This is a genomic window from Burkholderia sp. WTPI3 (assembly GCF_021483755.1).
Lineage (GTDB): Bacteria > Pseudomonadota > Gammaproteobacteria > Burkholderiales > Burkholderiaceae > Burkholderia.
In genome coordinates this window covers 1-24,467 of sequence record NZ_JAGIXF010000061.1, presented here as the reverse complement: position 1 = coordinate 24,467, position 24,467 = coordinate 1, and the positions used below count along the sequence as shown (strand labels likewise).

The 24,467-nt window shown below is 67.8% G+C and carries 19 protein-coding genes and 2 pseudogenes; 13 read left to right on the top strand and 8 right to left on the bottom strand.

Annotated features, from left to right (window positions below; translation table 11 throughout):
• Nucleotides 1-326: 326 nt before the first annotated feature.
• Nucleotides 327-1,223, bottom strand: a complete 897-nt coding sequence (locus tag J7024_RS26670; RefSeq protein ID WP_234745606.1) for a glutamate/aspartate ABC transporter substrate-binding protein — start codon at nucleotides 1,221-1,223, stop codon at nucleotides 327-329.
• A 435-nt stretch (nucleotides 1,224-1,658) separates the two neighbouring features.
• On the opposite strand from J7024_RS26670, the gene J7024_RS26665 reads away from it, so the two are divergent.
• The 4 genes from J7024_RS26665 (at nucleotide 1,659) to J7024_RS26650 (ending at nucleotide 7,595) form a co-directional block, all read left to right on the top strand.
• Complete coding sequence (locus J7024_RS26665) at nucleotides 1,659-3,311, top strand: S8 family peptidase (RefSeq protein ID WP_175750430.1); 1,653 nt, start codon at nucleotides 1,659-1,661, stop codon at nucleotides 3,309-3,311.
• Nucleotides 3,312-3,815: 504 nt separating this feature from the next.
• A complete protein-coding gene (locus J7024_RS26660; RefSeq protein ID WP_175786475.1) occupies nucleotides 3,816-3,974 on the top strand; it encodes a hypothetical protein in 159 nt (52 codons plus the stop codon).
• A gap of 47 nt (nucleotides 3,975-4,021) precedes the next feature.
• Nucleotides 4,022-6,784: a magnesium-translocating P-type ATPase gene (gene mgtA, locus J7024_RS26655; protein ID WP_124828263.1), complete on the top strand. Its 2,763-nt coding sequence runs from the start codon at nucleotides 4,022-4,024 to the stop codon at nucleotides 6,782-6,784.
• Between the two features lie 67 nt (nucleotides 6,785-6,851).
• A complete protein-coding gene (locus J7024_RS26650) occupies nucleotides 6,852-7,595 on the top strand; it encodes a transporter (RefSeq protein WP_124828264.1) in 744 nt (247 codons plus the stop codon).
• Nucleotides 7,596-7,672: 77 nt separating this feature from the next.
• Here J7024_RS26650 and J7024_RS26645 read toward each other — a convergent pair whose 3' ends face one another.
• The 3 genes from J7024_RS26645 to J7024_RS26635 form a co-directional block, all read right to left on the bottom strand.
• Nucleotides 7,673-7,957: a transcriptional regulator gene (locus tag J7024_RS26645; RefSeq protein WP_175759960.1), complete on the bottom strand. Its 285-nt coding sequence runs from the start codon at nucleotides 7,955-7,957 to the stop codon at nucleotides 7,673-7,675.
• A gap of 71 nt (nucleotides 7,958-8,028) precedes the next feature.
• Nucleotides 8,029-8,904: a LysR family transcriptional regulator gene (locus tag J7024_RS26640; RefSeq protein ID WP_175750428.1), complete on the bottom strand. Its 876-nt coding sequence runs from the start codon at nucleotides 8,902-8,904 to the stop codon at nucleotides 8,029-8,031.
• Nucleotides 8,905-8,939: 35 nt separating this feature from the next.
• Nucleotides 8,940-9,344, bottom strand: a complete 405-nt coding sequence (locus J7024_RS26635) for a hypothetical protein (protein ID WP_175750427.1) — start codon at nucleotides 9,342-9,344, stop codon at nucleotides 8,940-8,942.
• A 96-nt stretch (nucleotides 9,345-9,440) separates the two neighbouring features.
• Here J7024_RS26635 and J7024_RS26630 point away from each other — a divergent pair, with 96 nt between their 5' ends.
• The 5 genes and pseudogenes from J7024_RS26630 to J7024_RS26610 all read left to right on the top strand — a co-directional run bounded on the left by J7024_RS26630 (nucleotide 9,441) and on the right by J7024_RS26610 (nucleotide 13,434).
• Nucleotides 9,441-10,520, top strand: a complete 1,080-nt coding sequence (locus J7024_RS26630; RefSeq protein WP_124828268.1) for a serine hydrolase — start codon at nucleotides 9,441-9,443, stop codon at nucleotides 10,518-10,520.
• A gap of 47 nt (nucleotides 10,521-10,567) precedes the next feature.
• Nucleotides 10,568-10,867: pseudogene (locus J7024_RS26625) on the top strand (DUF7661 family protein); the annotation flags it as partial.
• A 26-nt stretch (nucleotides 10,868-10,893) separates the two neighbouring features.
• Nucleotides 10,894-11,349, top strand: a complete 456-nt coding sequence (locus J7024_RS26620; protein WP_124828269.1) for a MarR family winged helix-turn-helix transcriptional regulator — start codon at nucleotides 10,894-10,896, stop codon at nucleotides 11,347-11,349.
• A gap of 70 nt (nucleotides 11,350-11,419) precedes the next feature.
• The gene (locus J7024_RS26615; RefSeq protein WP_124828270.1) at nucleotides 11,420-11,983 is read left to right on the top strand and encodes a cysteine hydrolase family protein; all 564 of its coding nucleotides are present in this window, start codon (nucleotides 11,420-11,422) and stop codon (nucleotides 11,981-11,983) included.
• A complete protein-coding gene (locus J7024_RS26610; RefSeq protein WP_175750425.1) occupies nucleotides 11,980-13,434 on the top strand; it encodes a DHA2 family efflux MFS transporter permease subunit in 1,455 nt (484 codons plus the stop codon). The genes J7024_RS26615 and J7024_RS26610 overlap by 4 nt, the downstream gene beginning before the upstream one ends.
• A gap of 30 nt (nucleotides 13,435-13,464) precedes the next feature.
• Here J7024_RS26610 and J7024_RS26605 read toward each other — a convergent pair whose 3' ends face one another.
• Nucleotides 13,465-14,064, bottom strand: a complete 600-nt coding sequence (locus tag J7024_RS26605; RefSeq protein ID WP_175750424.1) for a LysE family translocator — start codon at nucleotides 14,062-14,064, stop codon at nucleotides 13,465-13,467.
• Nucleotides 14,065-14,160: 96 nt separating this feature from the next.
• Between J7024_RS26605 and J7024_RS26600 the strand changes: the two genes are divergently transcribed.
• Nucleotides 14,161-15,036, top strand: a complete 876-nt coding sequence (locus J7024_RS26600) for a LysR substrate-binding domain-containing protein (protein WP_124828273.1) — start codon at nucleotides 14,161-14,163, stop codon at nucleotides 15,034-15,036.
• Nucleotides 15,037-15,063: 27 nt separating this feature from the next.
• Here J7024_RS26600 and J7024_RS26595 read toward each other — a convergent pair whose 3' ends face one another.
• A complete protein-coding gene (locus J7024_RS26595; RefSeq protein ID WP_124828274.1) occupies nucleotides 15,064-16,782 on the bottom strand; it encodes a SulP family inorganic anion transporter in 1,719 nt (572 codons plus the stop codon).
• A 322-nt stretch (nucleotides 16,783-17,104) separates the two neighbouring features.
• On the opposite strand from J7024_RS26595, the gene J7024_RS26590 reads away from it, so the two are divergent.
• Nucleotides 17,105-18,340: a mechanosensitive ion channel family protein gene (locus J7024_RS26590; RefSeq protein ID WP_124828275.1), complete on the top strand. Its 1,236-nt coding sequence runs from the start codon at nucleotides 17,105-17,107 to the stop codon at nucleotides 18,338-18,340.
• A 52-nt stretch (nucleotides 18,341-18,392) separates the two neighbouring features.
• Here the strand turns inward: J7024_RS26590 and J7024_RS26585 are convergent.
• Nucleotides 18,393-19,813: pseudogene (locus J7024_RS26585) on the bottom strand (aminotransferase-like domain-containing protein).
• A 152-nt stretch (nucleotides 19,814-19,965) separates the two neighbouring features.
• On the opposite strand from J7024_RS26585, the gene J7024_RS26580 reads away from it, so the two are divergent.
• Nucleotides 19,966-22,290, top strand: coding sequence for an FdhF/YdeP family oxidoreductase (locus J7024_RS26580; protein ID WP_175786469.1), 2,325 nt, complete (start codon nucleotides 19,966-19,968; stop codon nucleotides 22,288-22,290).
• A gap of 12 nt (nucleotides 22,291-22,302) precedes the next feature.
• Complete coding sequence (locus tag J7024_RS26575) at nucleotides 22,303-23,223, top strand: bestrophin family protein (protein ID WP_124828279.1); 921 nt, start codon at nucleotides 22,303-22,305, stop codon at nucleotides 23,221-23,223.
• A 14-nt stretch (nucleotides 23,224-23,237) separates the two neighbouring features.
• Here J7024_RS26575 and J7024_RS26570 read toward each other — a convergent pair.
• On the bottom strand, nucleotides 23,238-24,467 hold a 1,230-nt coding region (locus J7024_RS26570), incomplete at its 5' end, for an FUSC family protein (protein ID WP_234745605.1).

Below are 24,467 nucleotides of genomic sequence, written 5' to 3'. Positions count from 1 at the left end.
ACGGCGTCACCGGACGCGAACCGGGCGCGCATGCGCGAAGCGCAGTTCGATGCGCGAGCGAATCAGGCAAACAAGGGAACGGAATGACGGAAACGGGGCCCCGGCCGGGGCCCGTCGAGATGCGGCGCGGCCGCAGGAAGATCAGGAACAGGGTTTCAACATCCTGCGCGAAAGGCGCGGAAGACCTTCATGGCCGCCGGCCGCCGGCCGCCGGCTGCGTGCTGCGTGCTGCGTAGCGGACAGGAGCGGCAGATCCGCTCACGGGATTCAGTCGTACAGGCCGGCACATTCAACGTGCCGGCCCGCACGCGGGCACGATACCGCGATCAGTACTGCGCCTGATCCGTCGGATTCCTGAACAGCTGTTTCATCTCCGGCGACAGCGGATAGTTCAGGCTCACGCCCTTCGGCGGAATCGGTTGCGTGAACCACTGGTCGTAGAGCTTCTCGGCCGCGCCCGACGTCTGCATCTTCGCAATCACGTCGTCGACCACGCGCTTGAACGCCGGATCGTCCTTGCGCATCATGCACGCGTAGTTTTCGTGAACGAGCGGCGTGCCCGTCACCGTGTAGGCGCCCGGGTTGCGATCCTTCGCGATCTCGCCGTACAGCAGCGGCTCGTCCATCACAAACGCCACCGCGCGCCCGGTCGTGACGTTCATGAACGCTTCGGCGTGGTCCTTCGCGCTGATGATCGCCATGTTCATCCCCTTTTCCTCGTTGAGCTTGCGCAGCAGACGCTCGTCCGACGTGCCGGCCGTCGTCGCGACCGTCTTGCCCGCCAGGTCCGGGAAGTCCTTCACGCCCGAATCCTTGCGCGTGCTGAAACGGATGCCGTACAGAAAGATGCTGTCCGAGAACGCGGCCTGCTTCTGTCGCTCGAGCGTGTTGGTCGTCGACCCGCACTCGAAATCGATCGTGCCGTTCTGCACCAGCGGAATCCGGTTCTGCGACGTGATCGGGATTTCCTTCACCGTGAGGTTCGGCAGTTTCAGATCCGTCCTGATCTGGTCGATGATGCGCGCCGCGATGTCCCGCGAATAGCCGATGTTCTTCTGCTGGTTGTCCGAATACGAGAACGGCACCGACGATTCGCGGATACCCAGCGACACGATGCCCGTGTCCTTGATCTTCTTCAGCGTGCCGGTGAGTGCCTGCGCATGCGCGGTGCCTGCCAGCGCGCAGGTCAATGCGACGGCCAGCCAACGGAAGCGACGATCCATGCTTTTCTCCTGACGAAACGTTGATCGAGCCGCGATCGTACGCCCGACAAAATTCGCGTCGCATCAGGGAAAGCGTAAGGAACCTTCCATCGCAAACGCGCGCCGGCGGCCCTTTTTCCGTGCCGCGCAAACGCGTGTCCGTTGCGCACGCGCCGCGCGTCGCGCCCGGCCGGCCGTGCTCGCTCGCGCCCCGCCGTCCCGGCAGCCGATGCCGGGTACCGCATGCATGCTGCATCGCGACAACGTAATCGTTTGCGCCCGCACTTTTTTTTCTGCTGGAACCCACTCAAGAAGCCGCCGTGGCAGCCGTTACCCATTGCATGGCGCGTCGCAGCAACCTGCTCCGATCGTCAGACAAAAACCACAAGGTCCGGCATTCACCGGATCGAGCGTTACCGCCGGCACGACGGTTATCTACGAGGATCAAGTTTCACCATGAGAGCCAAACGTTTCAATTCCGCGCTGGTCCGCTCCACTCATACGCGCGTACTCGCGGGTATGCTGTCCGCCGCCGTGCTCGTTCCCCTCGCCAGTTGCGGCGGCGGTGGCGGCGACGGCAGCAATCCGTCGTCTTCCAATGCCGCACCGGCGCCCGCGCCGAGCCCCAGCCCCAGCCCGACAACGCCGCCTGCCACCAGCGGCAGCAACGCGTGCGCGACGCAGCAGGCCGCCGTGCAGATGGCTGCCCAGACCGCCGCACCAGCCGAGCCGCCGGTCGATCACCTGATCGTCAAACTGAAGACGCTGACGGCCGCCCGCGCGATGGCGGCCGTCGACACCGGCACGCGGCTCGACGCCGTGATCCAGCGTTCGATGACGCGCTGGAACGCGCCGACCGCGAGCGGCGCCGCACGCGCCTATGCCGCCGCGACGACGTCGCAGGCGCCGCTTGACGTCCAGGTCGAGCGGACCCTGTCGAACGGCGCGGCCGTGCTGTCGATCGGCCAGCGCATCGCGGCCGACGATGCCGCGGCGCTCGCACAGGCGTTCGCGGCCGATAGCGACGTCGACTACGCGGAACCGGATCACCCGATGCGAATCCGCGACACGCCGAGCGATCCCGACTACAGCCAGCAGTGGAACCTGTTCGATCCGACCGCCGGCATCGACGTGCCGCCCGCATGGACGCGCACCAAGGGGTCGCCGACCGTCGTCACGGCCGTGCTCGACACCGGCTACCGGCCGCACCCCGACCTCGTCGGCAACCTGCTTCCCGGCTACAACTTCATCTCGAACATCAACACCAGCAACAACGGCCAGACCCGCAGCGGCGACGCAACCGACCCGGGCGACTGGGTCACCCAGCAGGAACTCGACGACGCAAGCGGCCCGTACTATCACTGCGCGAGCGAGCCGAGCACCAGCAGCTGGCACGGCACGCGCGTGATGGGCGTGATCGGCGCAACGGCCAACAACGGCATCGGCATCGCCGGCGTGTCGTGGCTCGGCCGGATCCTGCCGGTGCGCGTGCTCGGCAAGTGCGGCGGCGTGACGAGCGACATCGCCGACGCGATGCGCTGGGCGGCCGGCATTCCGGTCAACGGCGTCCCGACGAACCCGACGCCCGCGAAGATCATCAACCTGAGCCTCGGCGGCGTCGGCGCATGCAGCGCGACGTTCCAGCAGGCGATCGACGACGTGAACGCGAAGGGCGTGACCGTCGTGGTCGCCGCCGGCAACGACGGCCTGTCGACCGGGCTCGACCAGCCCGCGAACTGCCGCGGCGTGATCAGCGTCGGTGCGACCGATGCAACCGGCCGGCGTGCATCGTTCAGCAACTTCGGCACCGACGTCGCGCTGAGCGCACCGGGCGTCAACATCCTGTCGACGGCCAACGGCGGCACGACGACGCCGGGCGCGGACACGTACGGCACCGCGAGCGGCACGAGCTTCGCGACGCCGCAGGTGGCTGGCGCCGCCGCGCTGATGCTGTCGGTGAACGGCAACCTCACGCCCGCGCAGATCCAGCAGAAGCTGCAAGGCGGCGCGCGTGCCGCGATACTGCCGACGAGCACGTCGTGCACGGCACTGCCGGCCGGCTCCGGCATTCTCGACGCAGGCGCAGCCATCACGGCATCGTCGCAGTAACGCGTCGCTGCCTCGCCCCGACCGCGCGCATGCGTGCCTCGCACGCGCGCGGTTTGCCATTCGGAGCGCCGGCATCGTCGCGCCGACGTTCTGCAAAAAATGCCGGAAAAAAGGGCATAAAAAGGGTTGACGCTTCGCACGACGACCCCTTACCATCGCCCCGTCTAATTACATGGAGTGTTCTGTGAACACCGATGCGAGTTGTAGTTGGTCCTCGACCAACTTGACTGCTGCCTGAGGAAACCGCGCAGAGCCTCGTCTTTTGCCGCATCCCGGGAAGCAGGATGCGGTGCCCTTCCGGCCTGACCGGCCAGAATCCCCGCCCAGATTTTTTCGATATTGCCGAATGCCCGCGCTGCGCAACCGTGCGTTACGCGTGCGTTCGTGCTGCGCGCAGCGCGAGCTGCGTGCGTCTTCCGTTCGCGTGCCGTCCGGCCGCGCACCCTCGTGCGTGCGCAGCCGTCGATCGCCCGTGCCGACTATCCGCAACCGACAGGAGTGCAGATGAACTCAGACGACAGTAGTCGATTACCGCTCGCCGGTGCGACGCTGCGCATCGTCCATCCGATCGCATTCCGTGCGCCGGCGAGCGTTCCTCCCTTCACCGATCCACAGCCGATCGCGCCTGACGCGACGCGGCGGGGAGCGCTCGTGCGTCGATAACGTCACGGTCGCTCCCCGCCCGCCGCCTCGTGCGCAAGGAGCGACTCATGACACAACGCAATACATCGCAAAAGAAACAGCGCGGCTTCATCAACGCAGGCGCCAGCCAGCAAAACGCACCGCACATCATCCGCGCCGCGCAGGAAGCGGCCCGCCCGCTCGAGGAAACCTTCAAGTCGCTGCGCACCAGCTCGCGCGGCCTCACCTACGACCAGGCCGCCGACCGGCTGCAGCACGACGGCCCGAACGAAATCGCGCACGACAAACCGCCGCACTGGACACGCCAGTTGCTGCACGCGTTCCACAATCCGTTCGTCTACGTGCTGCTGGTGCTGGCCGCGATCAGCTTCTTCACCGACGTCTACTTCGCGGCGCCCGACGATCGCGACTACGTCGGCATGACGATCCTGCTGTCGATGGTCACGATCAGCGCGCTGCTGCGCTTCGTGCAGGAATTCCGTTCGCTGCGCGCGGCCGAGAAGCTCAAGGCGATGGTCCGCACCACCGCCACCGTGCAGCGCGCCGTGACCGACACGTCCGAGCCCGCTCGCCGCGAAGTACCGATGCGCGAAGTGGTGACCGGCGACATCGTGCACCTGTCGGCCGGCGACATGATCCCCGCGGACGTGCGCCTGCTCGCGTCGCGCGACCTGTTCATCAGCCAGGCGGTGCTGACCGGCGAAGCGCTGCCGGTCGAGAAGTACGACACGCTCGGCGCGGTCGCCGGCAAGTCCGCGAACACGGGCACGGGCGGCGCGGCCAGCGATGCGTCGACGTCGCTGCTCGATCTCGAGAACGTGTGCTTCATGGGCACCAACGTCGTCAGCGGCACTGCGACGGCCGTCGTCGTCGCGACCGGCGAGGACACCTACTTCGGTTCGCTCGCCCGCAACGTCGTGAGCCACAAGCGCATCGAGACGAGCTTCGATCGCGGCGTCGCGAGCGTGAGCTGGCTGCTGATCAAGTTCATGTTCGTGATGGTGCCGATCGTGTTCATGATCAACGGCCTGACCAAGGGCGACTGGCTGAGCGCGCTCACATTCGCGCTCGCGGTGGCCGTCGGCCTCACGCCCGAAATGCTGCCGATGATCGTCAGCGCGAACCTCGCGCGCGGCGCGATCGCGATGGCGCGCCGCAAGGTCGTCGTGAAGCGGCTGAACTCGGTGCAGAACTTCGGTGCGATGGACGTACTGTGCACCGACAAGACCGGCACGCTCACGCAGGACAAGATCATCCTCGAACACCATCTCGACCTGTCCGGCCACAAGAACGAGGCCATCCTGCGGCTCGGCTGGCTGAACAGCTTCCACCAGAGCGGCCAGAAGAACCTGATCGACATCGCGGTCGTCGCACGCGCCGACGAAATCGGCGAGCGCGTGAAGCCGCAGGGCTACCGGAAGATCGACGAGCTGCCGTTCGATTTCGTGCGCCGGCGCCTGTCGGTCGTCGTCGAGGATGCTCACGGCACACACATGCTGATCTGCAAGGGCGCGGTCGAGGAAATGCTCGCGGTGTCGACCCACGTGCAGGATGAGGACGGCATGCGCCCGCTCGATTACGTGGCGCGCAAGCGGCTGCTCGAACAGGCCACTGCCTACAACGAGGACGGCTTCCGCGTGCTGGTGCTCGCGACGCGCATGATCCCGCGCGGCGACGAACGCGAACAGTACCGCACCGCCGACGAACGCGACCTCGTCGTGCGCGGCTTCCTGACCTTCCTCGATCCGCCGAAGGAATCGGCCGCGCCGGCGCTCGCCGCGCTGCGCGAGAACGGCGTCGCCGTGAAGGTGCTGACGGGCGACAACCCGACTGTCACGATCAAGGTCTGCCGGCAAGTCGGCCTCGAGCCGGGCAAGCCGGTGCTCGGCGCAGAAATCGACGCGCTCGACGATACGACGCTCGCACAGGTCGTCGAACGCACGACCGTGTTCGCGAAGCTCACGCCGCTGCAGAAGGCGCGCATCGTCAAGGCGCTGCAGGCGAACGGCCACACCGTCGGCTTCCTCGGCGACGGCATCAACGACGCGCCCGCGCTGCGCGACGCCGACGTCGGCATCTCAGTCGACAGCGGCGCCGACATCGCAAAGGAAACCGCCGACATCATCCTGCTCGAAAAGAGCCTGATGGTGCTGGAAGAAGGCGTGATCAAGGGCCGCGAGACGTTCGGCAACATCCTGAAGTACCTGAACATGACCGCCAGCTCGAACTTCGGCAATGTGTTCTCGGTGCTCGTCGCCAGCGCGTTCCTGCCGTGGGAGCCGATGCTCGCGACCCAGTTGCTCGTGCTGAACCTGATCTACGACACGTCGCAGATGCTGCTGCCGTGGGACAGGATGGATCCCGAGTTCCTGAAGAAGCCGCGCAAGTGGGAAGCCGGCAATATCAGCCGCTTCATGCTGTGGGTCGGGCCGACCTCGTCGGTGTTCGACATCACGACGTACGTGCTGATGTGGACGGTGTTCGGCGCGGGCGCGATGTATCACCTGCACGGCGGCTCGGGCGGCCAGGTCGTGATGAACTCGGGCTGGTTCATCGAAAGCCTCGTGTCGCAGACGCTCGTCGTGCACCTGCTGCGCACGCAGAAGATCCCGTTCCTGCAGAGCACGGCCGCGCTGCCGGTGCTGCTGTCGACGCTCACCGCGATCGCGATCGGCTGCTGGCTGCCGTTCTCGCCGTTCGCGGATTCGCTCGGCTTCATGCACCTGCCCGGCACCTACTGGATGTGGCTCGCGGCAACGATGGTGGGCTACATCCTGCTCGCGCAGATCGTGAAGACGATCTACGTGCGCCGCTACCAACAGTGGTTCTGATTCCACTCCGACAATGGCGCGCCGGCCCGCCCGGGCCGGCCGCTCACGACGCACGACAGGTGACGTGATGAAAAGAATGCTCCCGCTCGCGGCCGCGAGCGCCCTGCTCGCACCGCTGGGCGCCTACGCGGCCCATCCGCTCGTCAGCGACGACACGGGCACGCAAGGCAATGCGAACTGGCAGCTCGAGCTCAATGCCGAGGAAACCTCGAAACAGGACGAGAACGGCCGCCATCGATACTGGAACGCGACGCTCACGCGCGGATTCGGCGAACGCGTCGATCTCTACGTGAACGCGCCTTATACGCAACTGCAGACGCGCACCGACGACAACGGCACCGGGATCGGCGATGTCGAGATCGGCATGAAATGGCGCTTCGTCGAGCGCGGGCCGCTGTCGCTCGCGCTGAAACCGCAGTTGACGATGCCCACCGGCGACGACGGTCGCGGCCTCGGCACGGGCCGCGTCGGCACCGGTGCGACGCTGCTCGCGCAGGCCGACGTCGGGCGTGTGTCGCTGCTCGCGAATGCGGGCCTGGCTTACCAGCCGAATCGCCAGGGCGACCTGCGCTCGGCCTGGGCCGTGTCGGCCGCCGCGCTCTTCAAGGCGACCGACACGCTGCAGTTCGTGGCCGACATCGGCATGTCGCGCAATACGGAAAGCACGGCCGCCGCGAACCCGGCGTTCGTGATCGCCGGGGCGATCTACTCGCCGAAGAGTTGGCTCGATCTCGACGTCGGCTACCGGCGCGGACTGAATGACCAGACCTATCGTCACTCGATCATGGGCGGGGTGACGGCGCGGTGGTGATGCGCGTCGCTGCGTGATGACGCGCCGGCGCTGCATGCCCAACCGCAATACGCAAGGCCGCTTTCGAGCGGCCTTTCCTATTTCGCGTCGTTCGCGCCGAACAGTTGCGTGCACACCGCGCGCCCTTCGTCGGTCAACGCGGCACTGCCGGTGCCGTCTTCGTTCAGCGTCGTCGCGCTGAGGCCCGCGGCATCGAGCTGCGTCAGCACGCGGCGCAGCGTGCTCATCGGCAACTGCGTGCGCTTCGCGATCTTCGGCAGCGACCACGTTTTGCCGGCCGGATCGGCCGCGGCCTCGTTCAATGTCGCGAGCGTCGCGACGAGTGCGGGATCGAGCGGGGAGTCGTCGGATTCTGAAGTCATCGGTTCGGGTTCGTGAGCCGGCGCGAGGCCGGCGTTCTGAAAAGACACCATCGCGAGCACTATACGCGCGCTTAAGCGCACTTGATCGCGCTGCGCATGAACGAGACGAAACGCGTGGTGACGGGATCGTCTCGGCCGGACAACCATGCAAGCCCGACGCGCCACTTCGCGTCCCGGCCGTCGAGCGGCAACACGGTCGCGTCGCGCAGCAGGTGCTGCGCACGCGATGGAACGAACGCGACGCCGACGCCGGCCGCGACCGACGTCAGCACCGATTGCACGTCCTCCGCCTGCTGCGTCACATGCGGCACGAAGCGCCGCTCGACGCACCATCTGTCGATCTGTGCGGCAAGCCCGGGGCCGCGCGCACGCTGCAGCGCGATGAAGCCGATCTCGTTGAGCACGTCGAGCCCGGCCGGCACGCGCTTGAAACCGAGATGCGGCGGCACCGCGAGCGCGAGCCCCTCGTCGATCACCTTGAACGACGACAGCCCTTCATCGGACGGCAGGCGCAGGAAACCGGCATCGAGCTTGCCAGCGCGCAGCCGGCGCGTCTGCTCGGACGACGACAGGTCGCTCAGCGTGACGGCAATGCCCGGATTGCGGCCACGGAATTCCGCAACCAGCTTCGGCACGAGCGTCAGCACCGACAGGCAGATGCCGAGCCGCAAATGCCCGCGCTGCCCGCTGGCCGCCTCCCTCGCCCGCGCGAGGATCTCGTCGGCATCGCGCACGAGTGCCTGCGCGTCGGGCAGGAAACGTTCGCCGAACGGCGTCAGCTCCGCGCCATGCCGCCCGCGCTCGAACAGCTTGCCGCCAAGGCTTGCTTCGAGTGCGCCGATCTGCTTGCTCAGTGCCGGCTGGCTCATGTGCAGCGTATCGGCCGCGCGGCTGAAATGACTGAGCTCGGTGACCGTCAGGAACGTGCGCAGCAGTTTCAGTTCCATTCTTCAAATGAATCTTAACGATCGAAACATTCATTTTACTGATCGAACGGCGTGGCGTTCAATACGGACATCCCCTCCTGGAATTCACTGCCATGTGCGTCGATCACGCGTCCGAGTGCCTGTCCGACATGTCGTGCGACACGGTCGCCGCCAACGAATGCGTTGACGTGCCCGAAACACCGACGCCCGCGCACCGTGCCGCGCGCGCCGACGGACGCAGCCGCCGTCCGCGTTTCGGCGCTGCGCTGGACGACGCGCTGAACGACACACCGCCGCGACCGGCGACGGGATCGATCGCGATCAGTTTCGCGGTCGTATCGCGACGAAACTGGCCGCGCTGAGTGGCAGCGCAGCACGCCTTGCGCCGACCGGGTGCGTCCGGTCCTCCGCGAAAACCGCAGGAATCCGGCCATATCACGCACGATTTCATCCGCATCCATCGTCATCGCCGCGCGATCGACTTTATAATTTCCCGCACCCGCTGACCGCCCACGCATTTCGCGCCGCCGCAACGCGCGTGAAAAGGAGACTTTCGCTTGACCGGCCTCATCGCGCGCCTGCCCCGCACCCGGACTTCCCTCATCGTCGCCCTCTCGTTCCTGACACTCGCGTTCGCGACGAGCGCGTCCGCGCAGCGCGCGCAACCACATCGCACCGCGTCGCCCCACGCGCATGCGCAAGTCGTCAAGAAGAAACCCGCCCACCGCAAGCACAAGACCGTCAAGCACCGCAGCCCGCGCGCGAAGCATCATGCGGTCAAGCATCACGCCGCACCCGCGCCGCAACACCGGCGCGCGAGACGCACGAGCGCGGTTCGTGCGCGCCCGGCCGCAACACCGCACCTGCTCGCGAGTTGCGGCTACAGTCCGCGCGCGGTGCGCTCGCTGTATTCACGCGCAGCCTACGTGCTCGACGTCGACTCCGGCACACCGCTGCTGGCGCACAACGCACGCACCGTGCGGCCGATCGCATCGATCTCGAAGCTGATGACCGCCGTCGTCGCGCGCGACGCGGATCGTCCGTTGAACGGCGTGCTGCGCGTCACCGCGCGCGACCGCGACACGATCAAGTTCACGGGTTCCCGGTTGCCGATCGGCGCCGAACTGTCGCGCCGCGAGATGTTCCATATCGCGCTGATGTCGTCGGAAAACCGCGCGGCGGCTGCGCTGAGCCGCGACTATCCGGGCGGACGCGCCGCGTTCGTGAAGGCGATGAACCGCGAAGCTCGCCGGCTCGGAATGCGCCATACGCACTTCCGCGAGCCGACCGGCCTGTCGCCGCACAACGTGTCGACGGCCGAGGATCTCGCGCGGCTCGTGGGCGCCGCCGCACAGGATCCGCTGATCCGCTATTTCTCGACGGACACGTCGACGACCGTGCAGCCCGGGGACGGCGAACTGCTGTACGTGAATTCCGATCCGCTCGTCCGCTACGGCCGCCTGCCGATCCGGCTGCAGAAAACCGGCTTCATCAACGAATCGGGGCACGGCGTCGTGATGCGCATGCACGTGAAGGGCCGCCGCGAAACCATCGTGCTGCTCGGCGCGCCGACGCGCGCCGGCGTGTCGAGCGATGCGCTGAAGATTCATCGCTGGCTGACCTGCTCGATCCGGTAAAGCCGCGCACGCAGCCGGCACATTCGTCACGAAGGAGCGCGACGAGGCAGCACGAGTACCGTTTCAACGCGTTCGGACGCCTGCTCGCCGTCGTGCGTGAGAACGACCGCCGGGCCGTGTTCGATCTCGGCGCCGAGGGCAAGCGGCGGCCGGCCCACCTGCAAATTCCGTCCGCAATCGCCGCAGACGAACTCGCGCAATATCTCGGCGATCTGGTGCACGAGAACGCCTCGCCGCGCTACAACGACGTCGTGCCGATCGAACCGCCGCGATGCGCGGTTCGTCCCGCCCGGTCGCCGACGCACCGCGCACCGCGCACCGCGACCACCTTTCAATTCGACAGTTAAACTTGCAAGTTTAACTGTCGTGTTCTATGATCCGCCGCATGAACCCTCCCCGCATGCCCGGCGTTTCCGCCGAAGCCGTCGCCGCAGATCTGACCCTCGCGGTCGGTCAGCTTATTCGCCGGCTGCGCTCCGAGATCGAGTCCGAAGGGCTCGGCATGTCGCAGACGAGCGCGCTCGCGCGACTCGAGCGACAGGGCCCGATGACGACCGCCGATCTCGCCCGCGCTGAAGCAATGAAGCCGCAGTCGATGAAGGCGATTCTCGCGAGCCTCGAGGAAGACGGTCTCGTCGAACGTGAACCGCATCCCACCGACGGCCGCCAGATCCTGTTCCTGCTGACCGCGGCCGGCGTCGAAGCGCGGCGCAAGCGCGATACCGCAAAGCACAAGTGGCTCGGCGCCGCGATCGGGAAGCTCGACCCCGAAGACATCCGTACGCTCGCCGCCGCGATCCCGCTGATCCGACGCATCGGCGAGCCGTAATCCCCGCCCGCGTGCGGCGCGGCATCCGCGTGCATGCTTTCCTTCGCCCCACTCACGGAGCATCCGTCTCATGAGCACCACCCGCCTCGACACGAACACGGCGCTCGTCGTCATCGACCTGCAAAAAGGCATCGTTGCGCTGCCGACTGCCCATCCGGTCGCCCCGGTGATCGAACACACGCGCACGTTGCTCGACGCATTCCGCCGCCGCGGCCTGCCGGTCGTACTCGTCAACGTCGCCGGCGGCGCACCGGGCCGCACGCAGCAACCGCCGCGCAAGGATCCGTTCCCGGCCGACTGGGCCGACCTGATCCCCGAACTGGACCGCCAGCCCGGCGACCACGTCGTCACGAAGAAAACCTGGGGCGCGTTTACCGGCACCGGTCTCGACGCGCACCTGAAGGCGGCCGGCGTCACGCAGATCGTGCTGACCGGGATCGCGACCAGCATCGGCGTCGAATCGACCGCACGCCAGGCGCACGAACTCGGCTACAACGTGACGCTCGCTGTCGACGCGATGACCGACCTGAACGCGGATGCGCACACGAACAGCGTCGAACGCCTGTTCCCGCGCCTCGGCGAAACGGGCTCGACGCAAGACATCCTCGCGCTGCTCGACCGGCGCGGCGCGTGAGCGCCCCGCGCGCGCTGCCGTCAACGGGCCGCGCGACCGGCCGGCTCGCTCCGTCGATCTGGAAGGTCAGCGCGGTCGCGACGCTCGGCTCGCTGCTGTCGCAACTCGACGCAACGATCGTCAACGTGTCGCTGTCGAGCCTCGCGACCGACCTGCAGGCGAGCCTGTCGACGATCCAGTGGGTCACGAGCGGCTACCTGCTCGCACTCACGCTGGTGCTGCCGCTGAACGGCTGGCTGGTCGATCGTATCGGCGCGAAAGCGTTGTACCTGTGGTGTTTCTCCGCGTTCACGCTGACGTCGGCGCTGTGCGGGCTCGCGTGGTCGGCGCCGTCGCTGATCGGGTTTCGCGTGCTGCAAGGTGTCAGCGGCGGGCTGCTCGCGCCGATGGCGCAGATGATGATCGCGCGCGTCGCCGGCCAGCAGATGGCGCGCGTGATCGGCTATGCGGCGGTGCCCGTCCTGATCGCGCCTATCCTGGGCCCCGTCGTCGCCGGCGCGATTCTGCAGCACGCGTCGTGGCGCTGGCTCTTTCTCGTGAATCTGCCGGTCGGCGCGCTGGCGCTCGCACTGGCCGTATGGTTCCTGCCCGGCGACCGCGAGCAAACGCAACGGCGAGAGCTCGACTGGGTCGGCCTTGCGCTGCTGTCGCCGGCGCTCGTGCTGTTCCTGTACGGCGCCGAGCGGATCGACGCCGCACCCGGCATCGCGGCGATCGCATGCTCGGCGCTGCTGCTCGCGATGTTCCTGCGCGTCGAACGACGCAAGGGCGAGCACGCGCTGATCGACCTCGCGCTGTTTCGCTCGCGCGTGTTCGGTGCGGCGGCCGGCACGCAGTTTCTGTCGAACGGCACGATCTACGCGGGCCAGATGCTGATTCCGGTGTTCCTGATCGAGGCATGCGGCCGCTCGCCCGGCGAGATGGGGTGGCTGCTCGCGCCGCTCGGGCTCGGGATGCTCGTCACCTATCCGTCGATGGGCGCGCTCACGAGCCGGTTCGGCGTGCGCCGGCTCGCCGCCGCCGGCGCGATGCTTGCACTCTTCGCGACGCTGCCGTTCGTGTATCTCGCGCTGACCGGCTACGATCCTTACGTGCTCGTGCCCGCGCTGTTTCTGCGCGGGATGGGCCAGAGCGCGATCGGCGCGCCGTCGATTTCCGCCGCGTATGCGTCGGTAGACCGGCGCAACCTGCCGATGGCGACGACGTCGCTCAATATCGTCCAGCGGCTCGGCGGCCCGACGTTTACGACGATGTGCACGCTGTTTCTCGCGTGGCGGCTGCACGTGGAATCGATGTCGACCGGCGGCACGCATGGCGCCGCGTACGCGTGGGCGTTCGGGCTGCTTTGCGCGCTGCATGCGGCGAGCTTCGTCACGACGCTTCGATTGCCGCTATGGTCGAGCGGCGCGGGCGGAACGCACACGCGCAACGTGCGAGCCGGTTCGCGCTGAGCGCCGGGATTGCGCGTCGCGCGCGCCCCGCTACGGCAGCCACATCGGCACGATCGACGCCGCCAGCAACAGCCCCAGCCCGGCATTCACGCAACGCCACTGCCACTCGGTGTGCAGCACGCGTGCGAACAGCAACCCGGCGCAACACCAGAGCGACAGCGACGCCATCGCGGCCACGCCGAACGCGACCCCGAGCAATGCGCCTAGCCTCACCGGGCCGGACGCGAGCGCGGCGAACGACGCGGCCGCGCCGAGCGTCATCACCCAGCCTTTCGGGTTGTGCCACAGCATCCACACGCCGCTGACGAACCGCTGCGGCCGCTGCACGGCGGTGTCGAGGCCGGGCTTGCCGCCGCGCCCGATGCGCACGGCCAGCCACAGCAGATACAACGAGCCGAGCACCTTCATCGCGAGCTGCAGCGCGGGCAGCGCCAGCAATACGCAGCCGAGCCCGGCCGCCGCCGCGGCCGCCATCGACGCAAGGCCGGCCGCGATGCCCGCCATCATCGGCAACGAACGCCGGTAGCCGAAATGCGCGCCCGACACGGTCGCAAGCGTCGTCGCGCCGCCGGGCGTCCCAGTGGATACGATCACGAAAAGCATCAGCGGCAGGTAGTCGCGAAGCAGCACGAGGGCTCCCGGTCATCGTCGTCGAAACCCCGTTTTTACCCGCGCCCGAAGCATTACAACAGCGAAAGATTTTTATATCTGTGATTAGCATTCATAATGCGACACATGGTACGCAACCTCGACATCGCCCTGCTTCGCGCCTTCGTCACCGTCGCCGATCACGGCAGCATGACGGCGGCGAGCCACGCGTTGCACCTGACGCAAGGCGCGGTCAGTCAGCAGGTCGCGCGACTCGAAACACTGTGCAGCCCGCTGTTCGTGCGCGAGCATCGCAACCTGCGGCTCACGGCGGATGGCGAGCGGCTGCTCGGGCAGGCGCGCCGGCTGCTCGCCGCGCATGACGCGCTGCTGGCCGACATGACGGCCGGTGCAATGGACGGAACGGTGCGCGTCGGCGCACCGCAGGATCTCGTCGGCAGCTGCCTCGCGCCGATCCTGAAAGGCTATGCGCAAGCGCATCCGCAAGTCGCGCTGTCGCTCGTGTGCGCGGCGTCGCCGGAACTGCGCCGCGCACTCAGGCAAGGCGAGATCGATGTCGCGCTGATCGAGACGCCGGTCGGGCAACCGGGCGGCGAATGTATCGCCGTCGATCGTCTGGTGTGGGTCGGAGCGAAAGGCGGCGCCGCGTATCGGCGCACGCCGCTGCCGGTGTCGATGGTCGCGCCAACCTGCGCGTTCCGCCCGACCGTGCTCGACGCGCTGCGGGAATGCGATCGCGAATGGCGCACGCTGTTCGAGAACGGCAGCCTCGACGCGACGGCCGCGACCGTGCGCGCCGATCTCGCGGTGACCGCCTGGCTCGCATCCACCGTGCCGGCCGATCTCGACATCCTGCCGGCCGGCAGCGGCCTGCCCGCGCTGCCGAACTTCGCGATCAACCTCCATCTGCCGCGCGGCCAGCACACGCCGGCCGCCGCCGAGCTGGCCCGTCACCTGCGCAACGGCTTCTCGCGTCTGCGCGCAGCCGCCTAGCAAGCTGTTGGCGCTTCGAACTGCGTGCTACACCACGCCCGGCTCCTGCGGCGTCGCCGCCACGCCCGCGGCCTCCAGCGCCTGGTGCAGCGTCGGGAAGATGCACGACGCCCCGACGATCTCCGTGATCCGGTGACGCGCCATATCGGCGTGCAGATAGCGGTTCACGCGCCCGAACAGCACGCCGATGCGGCGATCGTGCAGCGCCTTGACGAGATCGGTCACCGTGCGCGCGGCCGAGTAGTCGAGATCGGTGATGGCCCCCGCATCGACGATGAACCAGCGCAGCGGCGCGGGCGCCGCGTCGACGAGCGCGGTCACTTCGGCGGCGAACAGATGGTCGTTCGCGAAGAACAGGTCGGAGCCGAACCGGTAGACGATCAGCCCGGGCGCCGTCATCGCGCCTGGCCGCGACGGCACCGGCTGCCAGCGCCCGTTGCCTTGCGCGGCTTCGAGCACCATCGTATGCGGCTGGTAGCTGTGCCGTACGTGCCTCATCAGCGACAACGCGACGGCCAGCAGGATGCCGTGCTCGACGCCGACCGTCACGACAGCCACGGCGGTGACGAGCGCGAGCGTGAATTCACCGGGGCTTTCCTTGCGGATCGCCGCGAGGCTGCGCACGTTGATCAGCCCGAGCGCGATCGTGAACACGATGCCGGCCAGCACCGCATGCGGCAGGTACTGCAAATACGCGCTCAGGAACAGCAGGACCACCGCGACGACCGCCGCGAACGTCAGGTGCCCGATCTGGCTGCGCACGCCCGCGCCGTCGGCCATCGCGGTCTGCGTCGGACTGCCGTTGACGACGAACGCGCCCCCAACCGCCGCCGCCGCGTTCGCGGCCGCGAGCCCGAGGATGTCGGCGTTGGTGTCGACGTCCTCGCCGTACTGCTGCGCGAACACGCGCGCCGCCGCCGCGCTCTGCGCGATGATCATCACGAAGCACGACGCGGCGACCGGCACGAGATCGAGGAACTGCTGCCATGTGACGGACGGCCAGCGCAGCGGCGGCAACCCGCCCGCGACCGGCCCGAGCACCTCGATGCCGTGTGCGGAAAAGCCGAATGCATAGCTCGCGGCGATGCTGCCCGCGACCGCGATCATTGGCATCGGCACGCGCGGCAGGAACCGCTTGCACGCGAGAATCGCGACGACGACGAGCACGGCCAGCGCGAGCGTCGGCCGATGCGCATGGGCCGCATGCGTGATCACGTAGTCGAGCTGGGCGACGCTGCGCGACGCCGGATACGGCACGGCCAGGCCGAGCATGTCGCCGAGCATCGCGATCGACACCTGCACGCCGACGCCCGCGAGAAAGCCGACCAGCACCGTGCGCGACAGAAAATCGGCGAGAAAGCCGAGCTTGAAGATGCGCGCGAGCAGCAGCATCGCGGCAGTCAGCAGTGCGACCATGCCGGCCAGCGCCACATATTCGGCGCTGCCGGCGGGCGCCATCGACGACAGGCGGCTCGCGAAGATCGTCGCGGTCGCGGAATCGGCGGCAACCACCAGATGGCGCGATGCGCCGAAGCACGCGAACGCGATGAGCGGCAGGAACACCGTATAGAGACCCGTCACGGCCGGCATGCCGGCAATGCGCGCATAGCCCAGCACCTGCGGAATATCCATCGACGCAAGCGACATGCCCGCGAAGACGTCGCGGATCGCCGTCGCGCGGTGGACCGGAAGAATGCCCTTCAGCAGCCGCAGCCCGGGCGGCCGGCTTTCGTTGGAATCTTGCATGCGTGAAATGCGTGAAATGCGTAGATTGCGTTGGTTGCATTGGTTGTGCGAGCGCCGTGAACGACGTGAAAACGCGGTTCGCGAAGTCGTTCGCGCATCGTGCCCCGAGCTGGCATCCCGTGGCAAGTACACAGTATGTTGCGCGGCGCGCGTCCGAAGGATGCCCGCGCCACGGTGAGGATCTTCGGGAGCCGTGCGGCGCATTCGCGGCACATGTCCGGAACCCGATGGCACAATCACGGTCCCTTTCATGTGCCCTTCACCGGGCACGCGCCGCGTCGCGGCGCCGATTCAATGCACGAGAAGGATCCAAGCTGCCCCTATGACCCTGAACGAATCCTGGTTTGCGCCGCTCGTCGGCACCCTCATCCTCATCGCCGCCGCCGGCGCGATCACCGCCGCCGTTCATTTCCTGCTGTTTCGCGTGGTCGCGCGCATCGCAGGGCTGTCGGCCACCCGCATCGACGACGCGCTGTTCCAGTTCGGCGCGTTCAAGTGGCTGAACCGCATCGTCCCGTTCGTCGTGATCAAGCTCGGGCTCGGCGCGGTGCCCGGCATCCCGGCCACGGCCGCGCAGGCGGCCGACAAGGTGCTGTTCGCGCTGATCGTGTTCCTCGTGTCGATGACGATCAGCGCGACGCTGTCCGCGCTCGAACACGCGCATCGCACAAGCCAGCGCGACCAGCCGCGGCTGTCGCTGAAAGGCGCGATGCAGCTCGTCAAGCTCGTGATGTTCATCACGGCCGCGCTCGTCGTGATCGGCGACGCGACCGGCAAGCAGATCGGCCTGCTGCTGTCGGGCATCGGCGCGATGTCGGCCGTGCTGATGCTGATCTTCAAGGACACGCTGCTCGGCCTCGTCGCGGGCGTGCAGCTGTCGTCGAACGACATGCTGCGGATCGGCGACTGGATCACGATGCCGTCGGCCGGCGCGGACGGCACCGTCATCGACATCACGCTGAACACCGTCAAGGTCGCGAACTTCGATCACACGATCATCACGGTGCCGACGTGGAAGCTGATCACCGAGAGCTACCAGAACTGGCGCGGGATGACCGAAGCCGGCGGACGCCGCATCAAGCGCGCGCTGTTCGTCGACGCGACGAGCGTGCGCTTTCTCGACAACGACGAGATCGAGCGGCTCGAACGCCTGACGCTGCTGAGGGACTACCTGGAAGACAAGGTCGACGCGATCTCGCAATGGAACGGCACGCTCGGCGCGGCCGGCGAATGCCCGGCGAATCGACGTCAACTGACGAATCTCGGCACGTTCCGCGCGTATGTCGCGAACTACCTGAAGGGGCATCCGCGGATCCGTCGCGACATGACGTGCATGGCGCGGCAACTGCCGCCGACGGCGGAAGGCATTCCGCTCGAGCTGTACTGCTTCACCGACACGACGACGTGGGTCGACTACGAGGCGATCCAGTCCGACCTGTTCGATCACCTGATCGCGGTGCTGCCGGAATTCGGGCTGCGCGTGTACCAGCACCCGTCGGGCTTCGACATGCGCAGCATGGCCGGCGCCGCGCAGCGCGAACTGCAGCGCGCAGCGTGATGCGTGCCGGCGGCGGCCTGCAGCGGGCCGCCGCCGGCCACCGTCGCGCCGCTCACCGTCCCGCGCACTCCGACGCGAGCCGCCCGAGCACCTTCAACGCGTCCTCGATCTGCCGCGACCACGGATAGCTGTAGTTGAGGCGGATGAAATGCCGGTAATCGTTCGTCGCCGAGAACATGTGACCGGGCCCGACCGTGATCCGCTGCGCAAGTGCGAGCGCGTACAGCTTCATCGCGTCGACCTGCGGCGGCAGCTCGACCCACAGCACGTAGCCGCCCTGCGGCTGCGACAGCCGCGTGCCTTCCGGGAAGAAACGCCGCACCATCGCGCTCATCAGGCTCGCCTGCTGCGCATACTGCTTGCGCATCCGGCGCAGGTGGAAATCGTAACCGTCGTACTTCAGGTATTCGGCGATCGCGAGCTGCTCGATCGCCGGTGTCGCAAGCGTGTTCAGGAATTTCAGCTTCTCGACCTGGTCGCGGTAACGGCCGGGCATCGCCCAGCCGATCCGGTAGCGCGGCGACAGGCTCTTCGTAAACGACGCGCAATGCAGCACGAGCCCGTCGCGGTCGTACGACTTCAGCGCACTCGGCGTCGTATCGCCGAAATGCAGCTCGTGATAGACGTCGCTCTCGATCGCGGGCACGCCGTGCTTCGCGAGCAACTCGACGAGCGCGCGCTTGCGTTCGTCGGGCATCTGGAAGCCGAGCGGATTCTGGAAATTGGGCATCACCATGCACGCTGCGATGCGCTCGCGCTCGAGAATCCGTTCGAGCGCGTCGAGATCGATGCCGTCGCCCGGGTGCGTCGCCACCTCGAGCGCGCGCATGCCCATCCGCTCGATCGCGTGCAGCATCGCGTAGAACGTCGGCGACTCGACAGCGATCGTGTCGCCCGGCCGCGCGACGGCCTGCAGGCACAGGTTGATCGCTTCGGTCGCGCCGATCGTCATCACGATCTCGCCCGGCTCGATCGCGATCCCGCGCTCCGCGTAGCGCCGCGCGATCTGGCGGATCAGTTCCTGGTTTCCCGGCGGCAGGTCGTCGATCACGCCCCAGCGCGTGCGGCGGCGCCCGATCGCCTGCGCGTAACGCGCGAGACGCTGCACCGGAAACTGCGACGCGTCCGGATACGGCGAGCCGAGCGGCACCGCGTCGTCCGCGCCGATCGAGCGCAGCGTCGACAGCACGAGCCGGCTCACATCGACCGACGACGAATCCGCGGCCGGCGCGGACGTGCGCAGCTCGGCGCATGGCCGTCGTCGCGGCGCAGGCTCACGAAGTAGCCGGACTGCGGACGACTCTCCAGCAGCCCGCGGCTCTCCAGCACGAGGTACGCGCGCAGCACGGTCGTGACGCTGAGCTGCTGCTGCCGGCCCGCCTGCCGCACCGACGGAATCCGCTCGCCGGGCCGGTACACGCCGCGGTCGATCTGCGCCTGCAGCTCGTCGGCCAGTTGTTCGTAACGCTTCACGCGCCTCCCTTTCAACTTCCCGTCAACAACACAGTTGCGCTCCGCACTGCCTGAATCGTCGCAACTGTACTCTTTTTTGAAGTGAAGAGGTGTACACACAGCGGCCGCAGCGCCGCGCGTACTCTCCGTGCATCGACCCTGACACACGCATCATGAAAAAGAAATCCGCCGCCGCGCGCATCGAACCGTATCACCACCCGGCTGCCGGCTGGGGCGCGCTGAAAGCCGTCGCGATCAACCTGATCAAGGAAAAGGTCACCGGCGGCAACTACCGCACGCTGCTGCGCCAGAACCAGCCCGACGGCTTCGACTGCCCGGGCTGCGCATGGCCCGACCGCCAGCACGCGTCGACGTTCGAATTCTGCGAGAACGGCGTGAAGGCCGTGGCCGCCGAAGCGACGAGCAAGCGCGTGACACCCGAATTCTTTGCCGCGCACACGGTCACCGAACTGCTCGAACAGACGGATTTCGAGCTCGAGCAGCACGGCCGCCTGACCGACCCGATGGTGTACGACGCACAGACCGACCGCTATGTGCCGATCGCGTGGGACGACGCGTTCGAGCTGATCGCGCGCCACCTGCGCGCGCTGCCGGACCCGAACCAGGCCGCGTTCTACACGTCCGGCCGCGCGAGCAACGAGGCCGCGTTCCTGTACCAGTTGCTGGTGCGCCTGTATGGCACGAACAACTTCCCCGACTGCTCGAACATGTGCCACGAGGCGACGAGCCGCGGGCTGCCGGCATCGGTCGGCGTCGGCAAGGGCACCGTCACGCTCGACGATTTCGAACACGCGGACACGCTGCTGATCTTCGGCCAGAACCCGGCGACCAACCATCCGCGGATGATGGGCGAACTGCGCGAATGCGCGAAACGCGGCGCGACGATCGTGTCGATCAACCCGCTGAAGGAACGCGGGCTGGAGCGCTTCGCCGATCCGCAAAGCCCGCTCGAAATGCTGACGATGTCCGGCACGCAGATCGCGTCAAGGTTCATCCAGCCGACGATCGGCGGCGATTTCGCGCTGATCAAGGGGATGGCCAAGCGCGTGCTCGAACTCGACGATGCCGCGCGCGCCGCCGGTGCGCCGCGCGTGCTCGACACCGCGTTCATCGGCGAGCACACGGCCGGTTTCGACGCGTTCGCCGACGATCTGCGCAACGAAAGCTGGTCGGCGCTGACCGCCGAAAGCGGCGTGCCGTACGAGCAGATCGACGGCCTCGCGCAGCTCTATGCGCGCAGCGAGCGCGTGATCGCGACGTGGGGGATGGGCATCACGCAGCACAAGCATTCGGTTGCGACCGTGCAGATGCTGACCAACCTGATGCTGATGCGCGGCAACATCGGCCGCCCGGGCGCGGGCCTGTGCCCGGTGCGCGGCCACTCGAACGTGCAGGGCAACCGCACGGTCGGCATCGAGGAAAAGCCGTCGCAGGCGTTCCTCGACCGGCTCGGCCAGGTGTTCGAGTTCGAACCGCCCCGCCACCACGGCTACGACGTCGTCGAGACGATCGAAGGAATGCTCGCCGGCCACGTGAAGGTGCTGATCGGCCTCGGCGGCAACTTCGCGATGGCGACGCCGGACACGCCGCGCACGTGGGAAGGCATGCGCCGCTGCGATCTCTCGGTGCACATCACGACGAAGCTGAACCGCAGCCACCTGATCCACGGCCACGACGCGCTGATCCTGCCGACGCTCGGCCGCACCGAGATCGACCTGCAGGACAACGTGCCGCAAGGCGTGACGGTCGAGGACTCGATGAGCATGGTCCACGTGTCGTACGGGATGAACAAGCCCGCTTCCGCAAACCTGATGTCGGAACCGGCGATCGTCGCGCACATGGGCCATGCGCTGTTCGGCAGCGGCAAGATCGACTGGCTTGCGTACAAGGACGACTACGCGAAGATCCGCGACGCGATCGAGGCGACCATCGACGGTTTCTACGACTACAACACGCGCATCGCGCGGCCCGGCGGCTTCCACCTGCGCGTCGCCTCGCGCGACCGCGAATGGCTGACGCCGACGGGCAAGGCGAACTTCATCGCGCATGCGCTGCCGACCGACACGCCGATCCAGCGCGCCCGCGCGCTGCACGGCGAGCGCCTGATGACGCTGATGACGACGCGCTCGCACGACCAGTACAACACGACCGTCTACGGGCTCGATGACCGCTATCGCGGCGTGTACGGCCAGCGCCGGGTGGTGTTCGTCAACCGCGACGACCTCGCGATGCTCGGCCTGAAGGCCGGCGAATGGGTCGACATGGAAACCGTGTGGCACGACGGCATCGAACGGCGCGCGGACGGCTTCCTGCTCGTCGAATACGACATCCCGCGCGGCTGCATCGGCGCGTACTACCCGGAGACCAATCCGCTGGTGCCGCTCGACAGCGTCGGCGACGTGTGCAACACGCCGACGTCGAAGTCGGTGCCCGTGCTGCTGCATCGCGCGGCCGCACCGGTGTCGATCGCTGCGTGACGGAGCGCCGCGATGATCGTTCGGCCTCGCGAGCACTGGCTGCGCATGCTGCTCGTCTGGAACGGTTCGGTGCTGCCGACCATCCTGCCGCAGCTCGTGCTGACGCTCGCGATCAGTCTCGTCGCGGTCTGGGGCGGCGGCCGCGTGCTCGGCGAGAAGGTGCCGCTGAACCCGACGCCGTTCACGCTGATCGGCCTCACGCTCGCGATCTTCGCGGGGTTTCGCAACAACGCGAGCTACGAACGCTACCGCGAGGGGCGGCAACTGTGGGGCGGCGTGCTGACCGCCTCGCGCACGCTGGTGTCGCAGGCGCTCTGCTACGGCGCGGTCGATGACGACGACGCGTCGCGGCAGGCGTTCGTGCGCAAGGTCGTCGCGTTCGTCTATGCGCTGAAGCACCAGTTGCGCGGCACCGATCCGCTCGACGACCTGCGCGCGCTGCTCGACGACGATACCTGTGCACGCATCGCCGCCGCGCGGTTCGCGCCGGTCGCGATCGTGCATGAACTGCGCGAGGCGTTCGCTGCGCGCGCCGACGCGGGCCAGCTTGCCGATACGCGGCTGTGGATGCTCGACGCGCGCCTCGAAGACCTCGTGTCGATGGTGAGCGGCTGCGAGCGCATCGCGTCGACGCCGATCCCGTTCTCGTACGACGTGCTGCTGCATCGGACGATCTATGCATACTGCGTGCTGCTGCCGTTCGGTCTCGTCGATTCGATCGGTGCGGCCACGCCGTTCGTCGCCGTGTTCGTTGCGTATACGCTGATCGCGCTCGATGCCATTGCGCATGCGATCGCCGAGCCGTTCGGCGACGGGCCCAACCATCTCGCCCTCGACGCAATGACGCGGATGATCGAGCGCACGCTGCTCGAACTGAACCGCGAGCCGCTGCCGGCGGAAATGACGCCGGGCCCGGCGTATCGGCTCACCTGACCGGGCCGGCGCGTTCAGTCGTCATGTCCACGCAGGAAATGGCCGTGCGCGGCGGTGGCATCCGCGATCCGTCGCAGCAGCACGATGCCGCGCAGCAATGCGCGGCCGCCGTCGCTGTCGATATCGGCCACGCGTCGCTGCAGTACACGCGCCGCGGCGTCGCAAGTCCGTTCGAGCCGCGCGAAATCCGCCCGCGCGACACGGCCGCGCACCGCGGCCGCCGCACGGCGCACCGCCGGCTCCCGCGCCGCCAGTTCCGCGAGCGACAACAGGCTGTCGCCGATTCCCCAGATCGCGAGTAGCTCGCGCATGTCACGCTCGATCCGCGTCTGCGGCACGCTGCCCGCGAACCCGAGCTCGCGTCCGAGCCGGTCGGCGGTGCGGCTCAGCCACGCGCTAGCCGACCAGCCGCGCGGGTTGCGGGCGATATCGGCCAGATCGCGGCGCACCGCGCGATGCAGACGCCGCCGGCTCGTGCCCGGATCGCCGGGAAACACCAGTGCGAACACCAGCACGCCGAACGCGATGCCGAGCAGCGTCGACAGTGCGCCGTTCAGGAATGCCGCATCGCCGATGCGGGCGGTATTGTCCGGCGACGTGAAATTCCAGAAGAAGATCGAGAACGCGCTGCCGAGCGCGGCGGTGCGCGGGTGGCGCAGCGCGAGGCCCGTGCCGATCATGAACACGCCGATGATGTACGCGAGCATCTCGAAGCCCGACACCGCGGGCAGCAGGACGAAGTTGCAGACCACGCCCGCCACCGCCGCGCAGGCCGCACCTTTCAGAAAGCCCAGGGCGGCCCGGGCCGAATTCGGGCGGGTCGAGAACAGTGCGCCGACCACGGCCGTGATCGCGACGAAGCCGGCGCCCGACGGCCACGCGGTGACGATCCAGATCGCCGAGGCGATCAGCACTGCGATGAATGCGCGCATGCCGTTGTGAACCGCGAGCACCGCGTCGCGATGAAACGCGTAGCGGACCCGTGACGGCGGCGGAACCGGCAGGTCGATCTGCGCCTTGTTCGCGAACGCACGGTCGAACCCCGCGAGCAGTGCATCGAGCCGGTCGAGCGTAAGCAGGCGCGATGTGTCCGAGCCGGCCGGCTCGGCGGCCTCGGCGCGCAGTGCGCCGTCCACGCGTGCGCGCAGCGCCGCCATGTCGGGCCCCGCTTCACCGGACGCGGCCACACCGTCGAGCACGCGCGCGGCATCGGCGACGAGCGGATCGGGTACGGTGCCGCTGCG

Bases quoted from the DNA above. Each gene is read 5' to 3' on its own strand.
- J7024_RS26670 (WP_234745606.1), bottom strand. From the start codon at position 1,223: ATGGATCGTCGCTTCCGTTGGCTGGCCGTCGCATTGACCTGCGCGCTG.
- J7024_RS26665 (WP_175750430.1), top strand. From the start codon at position 1,659: ATGAGAGCCAAACGTTTCAATTCCGCGCTGGTCCGCTCCACTCATACG.
- J7024_RS26660 (WP_175786475.1), top strand. From the start codon at position 3,816: ATGAACTCAGACGACAGTAGTCGATTACCGCTCGCCGGTGCGACGCTG.
- mgtA (WP_124828263.1), top strand. From the start codon at position 4,022: ATGACACAACGCAATACATCGCAAAAGAAACAGCGCGGCTTCATCAAC.
- J7024_RS26650 (WP_124828264.1), top strand. From the start codon at position 6,852: ATGAAAAGAATGCTCCCGCTCGCGGCCGCGAGCGCCCTGCTCGCACCG.
- J7024_RS26645 (WP_175759960.1), bottom strand. From the start codon at position 7,957: ATGACTTCAGAATCCGACGACTCCCCGCTCGATCCCGCACTCGTCGCG.
- J7024_RS26640 (WP_175750428.1), bottom strand. From the start codon at position 8,904: ATGGAACTGAAACTGCTGCGCACGTTCCTGACGGTCACCGAGCTCAGT.
- J7024_RS26635 (WP_175750427.1), bottom strand. From the start codon at position 9,344: ATGGATGCGGATGAAATCGTGCGTGATATGGCCGGATTCCTGCGGTTT.
- J7024_RS26620 (WP_124828269.1), top strand. From the start codon at position 10,894: ATGATCCGCCGCATGAACCCTCCCCGCATGCCCGGCGTTTCCGCCGAA.
- J7024_RS26615 (WP_124828270.1), top strand. From the start codon at position 11,420: ATGAGCACCACCCGCCTCGACACGAACACGGCGCTCGTCGTCATCGAC.
- J7024_RS26600 (WP_124828273.1), top strand. From the start codon at position 14,161: ATGCGACACATGGTACGCAACCTCGACATCGCCCTGCTTCGCGCCTTC.
- J7024_RS26595 (WP_124828274.1), bottom strand. From the start codon at position 16,782: ATGCAAGATTCCAACGAAAGCCGGCCGCCCGGGCTGCGGCTGCTGAAG.
- J7024_RS26590 (WP_124828275.1), top strand. From the start codon at position 17,105: ATGACCCTGAACGAATCCTGGTTTGCGCCGCTCGTCGGCACCCTCATC.
- J7024_RS26580 (WP_175786469.1), top strand. From the start codon at position 19,966: ATGAAAAAGAAATCCGCCGCCGCGCGCATCGAACCGTATCACCACCCG.
- J7024_RS26575 (WP_124828279.1), top strand. From the start codon at position 22,303: ATGATCGTTCGGCCTCGCGAGCACTGGCTGCGCATGCTGCTCGTCTGG.